7 protein-coding genes and 1 pseudogene are annotated in these 9,311 nt (G+C 74.3%); 4 read left to right on the forward strand and 4 right to left on the reverse strand.

Annotation, left to right across the window (positions count from 1 at the left end):
- Positions 1-32: 32 nt before the first annotated feature.
- The 3 genes and pseudogenes from ACFWBW_RS27380 to dhaK form a co-directional block, all read right to left on the reverse strand.
- Entirely contained in the window at positions 33-533 is a 501-nt protein-coding gene (locus ACFWBW_RS27380) for a PTS-dependent dihydroxyacetone kinase phosphotransferase subunit DhaM (RefSeq protein ID WP_385377479.1), read from the reverse strand.
- A pseudogene (dhaL, locus tag ACFWBW_RS27385) lies at positions 525-1,148 on the reverse strand (dihydroxyacetone kinase subunit DhaL); the annotation flags it as partial. The pseudogene dhaL and the gene ACFWBW_RS27380, both read right to left, overlap by 9 nt.
- 146 nt (positions 1,149-1,294) lie before the next feature.
- Positions 1,295-2,302 carry a dihydroxyacetone kinase subunit DhaK gene (gene dhaK / locus ACFWBW_RS27390; protein WP_385377458.1) on the reverse strand — a complete coding sequence of 336 codons (1,008 nt, stop codon included), beginning with the start codon at positions 2,300-2,302 and terminating at the stop codon, positions 1,295-1,297.
- A 300-nt stretch (positions 2,303-2,602) separates the two neighbouring features.
- On the opposite strand from dhaK, the gene ACFWBW_RS27395 reads away from it, so the two are divergent.
- Positions 2,603-3,715: a glycerol dehydrogenase gene (locus ACFWBW_RS27395; protein ID WP_385377461.1), complete on the forward strand. Its 1,113-nt coding sequence runs from the start codon at positions 2,603-2,605 to the stop codon at positions 3,713-3,715.
- Positions 3,716-3,775: 60 nt separating this feature from the next.
- On the opposite strand, the gene ACFWBW_RS27400 is transcribed toward ACFWBW_RS27395, so the two are convergent.
- Positions 3,776-5,962 carry a SpoIIE family protein phosphatase gene (locus ACFWBW_RS27400; RefSeq protein WP_385377482.1) on the reverse strand — a complete coding sequence of 729 codons (2,187 nt, stop codon included), beginning with the start codon at positions 5,960-5,962 and terminating at the stop codon, positions 3,776-3,778.
- A gap of 479 nt (positions 5,963-6,441) precedes the next feature.
- Here ACFWBW_RS27400 and ACFWBW_RS27405 point away from each other — a divergent pair, with 479 nt between their 5' ends.
- The 3 genes from ACFWBW_RS27405 to ACFWBW_RS27415 are packed head-to-tail and all read left to right on the forward strand — an operon-like array spanning position 6,442 to position 9,190.
- Entirely contained in the window at positions 6,442-6,669 is a 228-nt protein-coding gene (locus ACFWBW_RS27405; RefSeq protein ID WP_250739058.1) for a FeoA family protein, read from the forward strand.
- Complete coding sequence (gene feoB / locus ACFWBW_RS27410; RefSeq protein WP_385377465.1) at positions 6,666-8,840, forward strand: ferrous iron transport protein B; 2,175 nt, start codon at positions 6,666-6,668, stop codon at positions 8,838-8,840. Before ACFWBW_RS27405 ends, feoB begins: the two co-directional genes overlap by 4 nt.
- 56 nt (positions 8,841-8,896) lie before the next feature.
- Positions 8,897-9,190, forward strand: coding sequence for a FeoC-like transcriptional regulator (locus tag ACFWBW_RS27415; RefSeq protein ID WP_385377468.1), 294 nt, complete (start codon positions 8,897-8,899; stop codon positions 9,188-9,190).
- The last annotated feature ends 121 nt before the right edge of the window (positions 9,191-9,311 follow it).

Below are 9,311 nucleotides of genomic sequence, written 5' to 3' on the forward strand. Positions count from 1 at the left end.
GTCGGTGGCCGTCGATGCCGGTCGGTGTCAGGTCAGCGCTTGCGGTAGCCGCGCGCGTCCTCCGCCGCGGCCAGTACGGCGTCGAGGTCGCCGCCGATCGCCGAGGTCAGCGTGATGGCCACGGCGCCCTCCAGGAACGGCGCGTCCACGATCCTTGCCCCTTCGGGCAGTTGCGAGGGCTCCTCGCCGAGCAGGGCGTTCACCGTCAGCACCGCACTGCCCATGTCGCACAGCACGGCCACTCCCCGGCCCTCGTCCACCGACCGGGCGGCGGCCGTGATCAGCTCCGCGCTGGTGCCGATCCCGCCGTCGGGGGTGCCGCCCGCCACCGCCAGCGGAGCCGGCTCCACCGAGCCGATCAGCGCGCCGGCCAGTGCGGCCACGGACTCCGCGACCGCCTTGCTGTGCGAGACGAGCACGATGCCGACGCGGCCGGTACGGGTCTTCGGCGCCTGCTCCTGTTCCTGTTCCTCCACCGGAGCCTCGGCGACGGCCGGCTCCTCGGGGGCGAGCTCCGCCTCGGGTGCGTCCACCGCGGTGCGCAGCGCCTCCATGAGCAGGGCCACGGAGTTGGCCCCGGCGTCCTGGTGGCCGACGCTGCGCTCGCCGAGGTAACTGGCCCGGCCCTTGCGGGCTTCGAGCGGCTCGGTGGCGTCGGCGCCCGCGCGGGCCGCCCGTACGGCCTCGTCCAGGGCCTCGCGGAGCGGCCGGTCGGCGTCGGCGGCTTCGGCCAGCGCCGTCACCGCGGGAGCCAGGGCGTCCACCAGGGTGGCGTCGCCGAGCTCGGCCCCGCCCAGCTTCTGCACCGACTTCAGCCCGGCCCCGAGCGCGGCCCCGAGCTCCGCCACGGTCGGCGCCCCGGTGTCGCCGAGCACCTTGCCCGTGCGGCGCAGCGCGGTGCCGAACAGCGGACCGGAGGCGCCGCCCACGGTGTTCGTCAGCGTGGTGCCGGCCAGCGTCAGCAGCGCCCCCGGGGTGGCGGGCCGCTGCTCGGCCACGGCCGCGCCGACGGCGCCGAAGCCCCGTACGAGATTGGCCCCGTGGTCCCCGTCGCCGATGACCGCGTCCAGCTCGGTGAGGCGCGCGCTGTCCCGCCGTACGAGCCGGTTGGTCTCGGCGATCCAGCGGCGGAAGTAGGCGGTGTCCATCGCGTCCGGCGCGGGAGCCTGGGGGGTCGGGGTCGTGGAGGTCGTCGGGGCGACGGGCGTGGCGGTCATGGAGAGCGCTCCTGGAAAGTGTCGGGCGAGCGGGGCAGGGCGAGCGGGGCAGGGCGAGTGGGGCAGGGCGAGCGGGGTCAGCAGCCCCAGCGAAGGGACGGGGTGTCGACCGGCGCGTCCCACAGGCGCAGCAGCTCCTCGTCGGCGCGGCACAGGGTGAGGGTGCAGCCGGCCATGTCCAGGCTGGTGACGTAATTGCCGACCAGGGAGCGGGCCACGGTGACCCCGCGCTCGCCGAGCACCCGCTCGACCTCCGCGCGCATGATGTACAGCTCCACGGGCGGGGTCCCGCCCAGGCCGTTGACGAGGAGGATGACGGGGGCGCCGGCCGCCTCCGGGAGGTCGTCGAGGATGGCGTCGAGCATCGCCTCGGCGGTCTCGGCGGCCGTCATGATCTTCCGGCGCTCGCGGCCGGGCTCGCCGTGGATGCCGATGCCCAGCTCGATCTCGTCCTCGCCGAGCGTGAAGTTGGGGCTGCCCTTGGCGGGGGTGGTGCACGAGCTCAGGGCGACACCGTAGCTGCGCGCGTTCGCGTTGACCTTGCGGGCGACCGCGGCCACCTCGGCGAGCGGGGCGCCCTCCTCGGCGAGCGCGCCCGCGATCTTCTCCACGAACAGGGTGGCGCCGGTACCGCGGCGGCCCGGTCCGTGCTCGGTCCGGGCGACGGCGACGTCGTCGTCCACGACGACCTGCTCGACCTTGACGCCCTCGTCCTCGCAGTCCTCCGCGGCCATCGTGAAGTTGAGGATGTCGCCCGTGTAGTTCTTCACGATGTGCAGGACGCCCGCGCCCGCGTCGACCGCGCAGGTGGCCGCCGCGATGTTGTCCGGCACCGGGGAGGTGAACACCGGTCCGGCCACGGCCGCCGCCAGCATGCCGCGCCCGACGAACCCGGCGTGCAGCGGCTCGTGCCCGCTGCCGCCGCCCGACAGCAGCGCGACCTTCCCGGCCGGCTCCCCGGCCGCACCGGCGGCCCGCGTGACGATGCCCTTCTCCGCCTCGACACGGAGCCCCGGGTGAGCGGCGGCCATTCCGCGCAGTGCGTCGGAGACGACACTCTCGGGGGAATTGATGAGCTTCTTCACGGGGGCCTCTTTCCTGGAAAGGGGGACGCGGAACGGGGAACTCGTCACGCCGGTCCGGAGCGGAAATAGGAATTGCGGGACGGTATTAAGTCGGCACCGTCGCCGATCCGCCACCGCTCCCGGGGCACTTGGCTGGAACTTTACTCTGGCGAACCTGTGGCACAGCTCGGGTCCTTGGTCCCGGATCCGGCTGCGGAAGGGCCCTTTTGCAAGGGGACCGTGCATATCCGGGGTGCGGCTGGAATCCGTGATAGGGATGAATAAGCAAGCGGAAATGAATTCGCAATGAGGAGGATTCACGTGAAGACCGTCGGTACGCGCATGATGATCAGCCCGCCCAAATACGTGCAGGGCGCCGGGGCGATGAACGACCTGGGCGAGCACACGGCCCGCCTCGGGACGAACGCCGTGGTCCTCGCGGACAAGGGCGTCTGGGGCTTCGTGGACACGGCCGTCACCGCTTCCCTTTCCGAGGCCGGGGTAAAGCTGACCAAGGAGGTCTTCGGCGGGCTGTGCACCCAGAAGGAGATCGACCGGGTCGCCGCGGCCGCCAAGGCCGCCGGCGCGGACGTCATCATCGGGATCGGCGGCGGCACGGCCATCGACACCGCGAAGGCCGTGGGCCACGCGCTCGGCGACATCGCCGTCGTGTCCGCGCCCACGGTGGCCTCCACCGACGCGCCGACCAGCGCGCTCGCCGTGATCTACACCGAGGGCGGCGCCTTCGAGCGCTACTCCTTCTTCCAGCGCAACCCCAACCTGGTCCTCGTCGACACCGCGCTCGTCGCGGGTGCGCCGAGCCGCTTCATCGTCTCCGGCATGGGCGACGCCCTCGCCACCTGGTACGAGGCCCGGGTCTGCGTCGCCGCCAACCGGGTCGCCATGGCCGGCGGACTCGCCACCGAGGCCTCCCTCGCGCTCGCCCGGCTCTGCTGGGAGACCCTCATGGAGTACGGCCCCCAGGCCCGGCTCGCCGCCGAGGCGCACGTGGTCACCCCGGCCCTCGAGAAGGTCACCGAGGCCAACACGCTGCTCTCCGGCCTCGGTTTCGAATCCTGTGGCCTCGCCGCCGCGCACGGCATCCACAACGGGCTGACCGTCTCGCACAAGGTGCACGGCATGATGCACGGCGAGAAGGTCAACATCGGCACCCTGGCCCAGCTGGTCCTGGAAGGCGCCCCGACCGACGAGCTGGACACCTACCTGCGCTTCAGCCGCGCCGTCGGCCTGCCCACCACCCTCGCCGAGATCGGCCTCGGCGACCCGGACCGCGAGGAGCTCCTCGCCATCGGGCGCGCCGCCACCGCGGAGGGCGAGACCACGCACAACATGCCCTTCCCGGTGTCCCCGGAGATGGTCGCCGACGCCCTGATCGCGGGCGACTCGTACGCCCGCGCCTACGCCAAGCGGTAGCGGCGGCAGGCGGGGCGCGGGTGGCTCACTCACGGGCCGCCCGCGCCCTTCGGGGCCGTCCTACGGGGCTCCGCGAGGGCCACCCCCGTCGGGGGTGGACCCGTCGGGGGTGGCCCGGTCCGGGGTGGCCGCCTCCCGGGTGGCCACCTCCGGGGCGGACGTGCGGGACGCCAGCAGCAGGGCGATGTCGTCCGGCCGGTCGGTGGAGTGCCCCGCCTCGGCGACCAGCCGGTCCGCCGTCTCGGTCAGTGGAGCGGGACCTGCGGCCGCCAGTGCGGCCCGCAGCCGCTCCACGCCCACGTCGATGTCCGTGCCCGGGATCTCCACCAGCCCGTCGGTGTACAGGGCGAGCACCGCCCCCGGCTCGATCCGCAGCCGGGTCACCGGATATTCGGCCCCGGCGTCGACACCGAGCACCGTCCCGCCCGGCAGGTCCAGCACCTCCGTCCGGCCCCCCGGATGCCGCAGCAGCGGTTGGGGGTGCCCGGCCCGGACGGCGAGGGCGAGACCGGACCCCGGGTCGAGCAGGACGTAGCAACAGCTGGCGAACTGGCCCGGGTCGAGGCCGATGAGCAACTCGTTCGTGCCGCGCATCACCTGCTCCGGGTCGTTGCCGCCGAGCGCGAAGGCCCGTACGGCGCTGCGCAGTTGCCCCATCGTGGCGGCGGCCGCCACCCCGTGGCCCTGGACGTCCCCGATGACCAGCGCGAGCCGCCCGCCGCCCGTCTCGATGACGTCGTACCAGTCACCGCCGACGTCCATCCCGACGGTTCCGGGCAGGTACCGCCCCACCGTGACCACGTTCTCGTGCACCGGCAGCCGGTGCGGGAGCAGCGCCGCCTGGAGCCCGCGGGCCAGCGCCGCTTCGCTGTCGTAGCGCCGGGCCCGTTCCAGCGCCTGCGCGATCAGCCCGGCCAGCGCCGTGAGGACGGTGCGTTCCTCCGGACTGAATCCGCGCGGGGCGTCGAAGCCGAGGATGCACGAGCCGACCGGCCGGCCCGAGGCGATCAGGGGGAGGAAGGCCCGGGCCCCGACATGGGCGTCCAGCTCGATCCCCGGGTAGGCGGCGGCCAGGTGCTGCATCGACTCGAAGAACAGCGGGCGGCCCGAGGTGAGGGTCTCCACCCCGGGCAGCCGGACGTCCAGCGCGACCCCGTCGAACCGGTCGAGGAACCCCTGGGGGAAACCGGTCTCCCACGCCAGGTGCAGATGCCCCTCACCGAGCAGGTAGATCGCCAACTGCCGTCCGCCGAAGGCCGGGAGCAGCTCGTCGGTGACCACCATGGACACCTGGCGGGCCGTCACCGCCTCGGTCAGCGCGATCGCCAGCGCCACCGGCCGGTACAGGGCCGAAGCCCGGTCGGCGGCCGAGCCCAGGCCCGGGGACCCGAGCCCCGCTCCGGGCCGCGCCACCGACTCGGGGGCGTACGCGGGCGGTTCGGCCCCGGCGATGGTGACGGTGATCCCGCCGATCCCGGGATGCAGGCCCACCGACAGCCAGTGCGGGGAGGGTTCGGGTCCGCGTTGGCGGGCGGCTTGGAAGTGCACCGGGGCGGGGGCGAGGAACACCGCCCGGAAGTGGTCCTCGTAGGCGGGGTTCCCGAGCCAGGGCAGGGCCTCCCACAGCAGCCGCCCGGTGAGTTCCGCCCCGTCGGAGCCGAGCAGGGTGGTGGCGGCGGTGCGGGCGAGGGAGTTGGTGAAGCCGATCACGCCCTGCCGGTCCACGGCCAGGACGGCCAGGTCCAGCCGGTCCACGGCGGCTCGGGCGCCGGCGGCGGGGTCGTCCGCGGCCCCCGGGCCGGGCAGGCACACCGGGTCGCCCTCCCAGGTCACCGTGGCCCCGCCCGCGGCCAGCGCGGCCAGCTCCCCGGCGAGCCGGGCCGCCACCGCGCGCAGCCGCTTGCGGTCGCCGGGGCCGACCGGGATCCCGGGGGTCGCGGGGCGCAGCACGAAGAGGACGCCGTAGCGCTCACGGCCGCGGGCCACGGGCTCGTAGAGCGAGCCGAAGGGGAACGGCAGCCCGGCCATCAGCTGGGGGAAGCGCCGCATCGCCGATTCCGCGTCGGGCAGGTGCACGGCCTGACCGGACCGGTGGGCCTCGGCGACGGGGTACGGGCGGTTCACGTGCATCCGCCACCAGGGGCGGAACAGTGGGCCCGGGAGCCCCGTCACGGCCGCCATCAGCATGAGCCCCTCCGCGCCGGAGCGCAGGTAGATCCCGCCCGCGTACCCGCCGGCGGCCCCCATGGCATCGAGAGCGGCCCGCGCGAGCGCCTGGGCCGTGGCGTCGTTGGCGGGGCCGCCGGTGTCCGGTCTCGCCGTCACCCCTCCAGAATGCGCTCGGGCCGGTGCTTCCGCATACCCCGCCGTCCTTCCCCGCCCGCCCCCTGTGGGCCGCCCCGCACGTTCACGACGTACTCGCCCCTTGTGCATTGCAGTGCTCCGCAATATCCCCGTCGCCTTGAATCCGGCCGGCGCGGAGGCCATGTCCGAGGACGGATTCTCCTTCGAAGGCCGGTCCGTCCACCCGGTGGCGGCGGGCACGCTCCCGCTGATCGGCAGCATCCGGGAAGGCCCCGGCGAGTCCGCCCCGCGCTCGGCCGATCGGCTGACGCGCGGGCGGGACCGGCGGGCTGAAAGTCCCTGCCGATCAGGGACTTTGCCCGGCCACCGCCCCTCCTCGAACTGCTTAGGTTTGCCTTAGTGGAGTCGAACAAGGAGGTCCGGTGCCGTCGCTCAACGACAGCCGTCCAGGGACGACCGTACGCATCACGGGGATCGACCCCGGTCAGGCCGGCGGGAGCCGGCGCCGGCTCCTGGAGTTCGGCTTCGTGCCCGGCGCGGACGTCACCGTGATCGCCCGGGGCGCCACCGGAGGCCTGCTCGTCGGCCTCGGGGACACCCGGGTCGCGCTGGACACCCGTACCGCCGGCCGGCTGAGGTGCGCCGGATGAGCTGTCACGCCACCGGGGCCGGTGCGACCGCCACGGCGGAGCGGCGGACCGGTACGCCGTTCGTCGCCCTCGTAGGCAATCCCAACGTCGGCAAGTCGACCCTCTTCAACGCCCTCACCGGCGCCCATCAGCGCGTCGGCAACTGGCCGGGCAAGACCGTCTCCGTGGCCCAGGGAGACTGGCGCACCGCGGGCGGCCGCCCGCTGCGCGTCGTCGACCTGCCCGGCTCCTACAGCCTGCTGCCCGACTCCCCGGACGAGGCACTGGTGCGCGACGTGCTGACCGCGCCGGCGGGGTCGCGGCCCGACGCCGTGGTCTTCGCCCTCGACGCGGCCAACCCGGCCCGCAACCTGTACCTGCTCTCGCAGATCCTCGACACCGACATCCCCGTCGTGATCGCGCTCACCATGACCGACGTCGCCGCCCGGCGCGGAGCGCCCCCCGCCCCGGACGCGCTGGCGCGCGAGCTCGCACTGCCCGTCGTACGGGTGGAAGGACGCTCCGGGACCGGGCTGGAGCTGCTCGCGGAAGCGGTGGGCGAGGCCCTGGACGCCGTACCCCCGCGCCAGGGGCGGACCTCCGCCTGGGCCGCCGGATCGCCCGTGGCGGCCGAACTGGCCGACCTGGCCGCGCTGGCCTCCGGACTGACCCCGCACCCCGCGCGCTGGCTGGCCGCCAGCCTGCTCTGCGGGGAGGAGCCGCCCGAGGTCCCGGCGGCGCTGGCCGAACGGGCCGGGGCGGCGGCGGACCGCCTGGCCGCCGAGGCGGCGCGCGATGCCATGGCGCACGGTGCCGCCGGGGACGATGCCGTGAGGGACGATGCCGCGAGGGACGGCGATGCCGACGCCGAACTCCTTGTCGCCGAGGCCCGCTACGCCTGGGCGCACGCCGTCATCGAACGCGCGGCGCCCCGCCCGGCCGGGGCCCGGCCCACCCTCACCGACCGGGTGGACCGGCTGCTGCTCTCCCGCGGCTTCGGCATCCCGTTCTTCCTCGCCGTCATGTGGGGCGTCTTCCAGGCCACCACCGTGCTGGCCAAACCCCTCCAGGACGGCCTCGGCGACTTCGTCTCCGGGCCCGTCAGCGGCGGCGCCGACCGGCTGCTGGAAGCCGTCCACGCGCCCGGCCGGCTGACCGGACTGCTGGTCGACGGGCTGATCAGCGGGGTGGGCCAGCTGCTCACCTTCGTCCCGCTGATGATCATCATGTTCCTGCTGCTGGCCCTGCTGGAGGACTCCGGCTACTTCGCCCGCGCCGCGTTCGTCGCCGACCGCCTGATGCGGACCCTGAGGCTGCCCGGCCGCGCCTTCCTGCCGCTCGTCGTCGGCTTCGGCTGCAACGTCCCCGCCCTCGCCGGCACCCGCATCCTCAACCGCCGCTCGCACCGGCTCCTGGTCGGCCTGCTCATCCCGTACATGAGCTGCACCGCCCGCCTCGCCGTCTACGTGATGATCGCGGGCGTCTTCTTCGGCTCGAACTCCGGCACCGTCGTCTTCTTCCTCTACGTCGCCTCCGTGCTGCTGGTCGTCGGCATGGGCCTGATCCTGCGGCCCCTGCTGTTCCGGGACATGAAGGAGGAACCGCTCGTCCTGGAACTGCCCCCGTACCGGCTGCCCACCCTGCGGGTCACCGGCGCCCAGGTCTGGCAGAAGCTCGCCGCGTTCCTGCGGACCGCCGGCGGCATCATCGTCGCGACGGCGGCCGCGGTCTGGCTCCTCATGGCGATCCCGGCCGCGGCCGGCCACGGAGGCTTCGGCAAGGTCGACGTCGAGCAGAGCGTGTTCGGTACGGTCACCCGCGCCGCGGCGCCCCTCGTGGCCCCGGCCGGCTTCGGCGACTGGCACGCCACGGCCGCGCTCGGCACCGGCCTGATCGCCAAGGAGGGCGTGATCTCCACCCTCGCCCAGACCTACTCGGCCGAGGAGGACGGCGACCCCAAGCTCACCGCGAGCCTGCACGCCACCTTCGAGGAATCCTCCGGCGGGCACCAGGGGGCGGCCGCACTCGCCTTCCTGGTCTTCATCCTCGCCTACACCCCCTGCTTCGCCACCCTGGCCGCGCAGCGGGCCGAGATCGGCACCCGGCTGACCGTCATAGGCTTCGGCATCCAGCTGGCGGCGGCCTGGCTGCTCGCCGTCGGGGTCTTCCAGATCGCGAGGCTGGTGTGGTGAGCGGGCCCGGCGGGACCGGTGGGCCCGGCGGGGCTACCGCAGGCACCGGGCCCGGCATGCTGCGCCGCCTGCTGCGCGCCTTCGAGGAGGCGGCCCCCGGCGAGGGGCTCGCGCAGATCGCCGACCGGCTGGGCATCGACCGGGCCGAGGCGGCGGACATGGCCGGGTACTGGGTCCGCAAGGGACGGCTGCGCCGCGAGGAGATCGCCGCCGTGGACTGCTCGGGCTGCTTCTTCGCCTCCCGGGGGTGCACGACCTGCCCCGACGGCTCCGCCGCCGTCACGCGGCCGACCCTGGTCGCCCTGACCCCCGTACGCCCCCCACGGCAGGGGGACCCGCACCACCAGTGAGCTAGTGCTGTGACCGGAAAGGTTTGCCGGGTCGCGACGCCCGGCACGGCACCTCGCCGCGTTGTCGGACCACGGAAGTACGTCCTGTACGAGCCGTGGCCCTCCGCCTTGCGATGCACCG

The organism is Streptomyces sp. NPDC059957 (genome assembly GCF_042730015.1).
Lineage (GTDB): Bacteria > Actinomycetota > Actinomycetes > Streptomycetales > Streptomycetaceae > Streptomyces.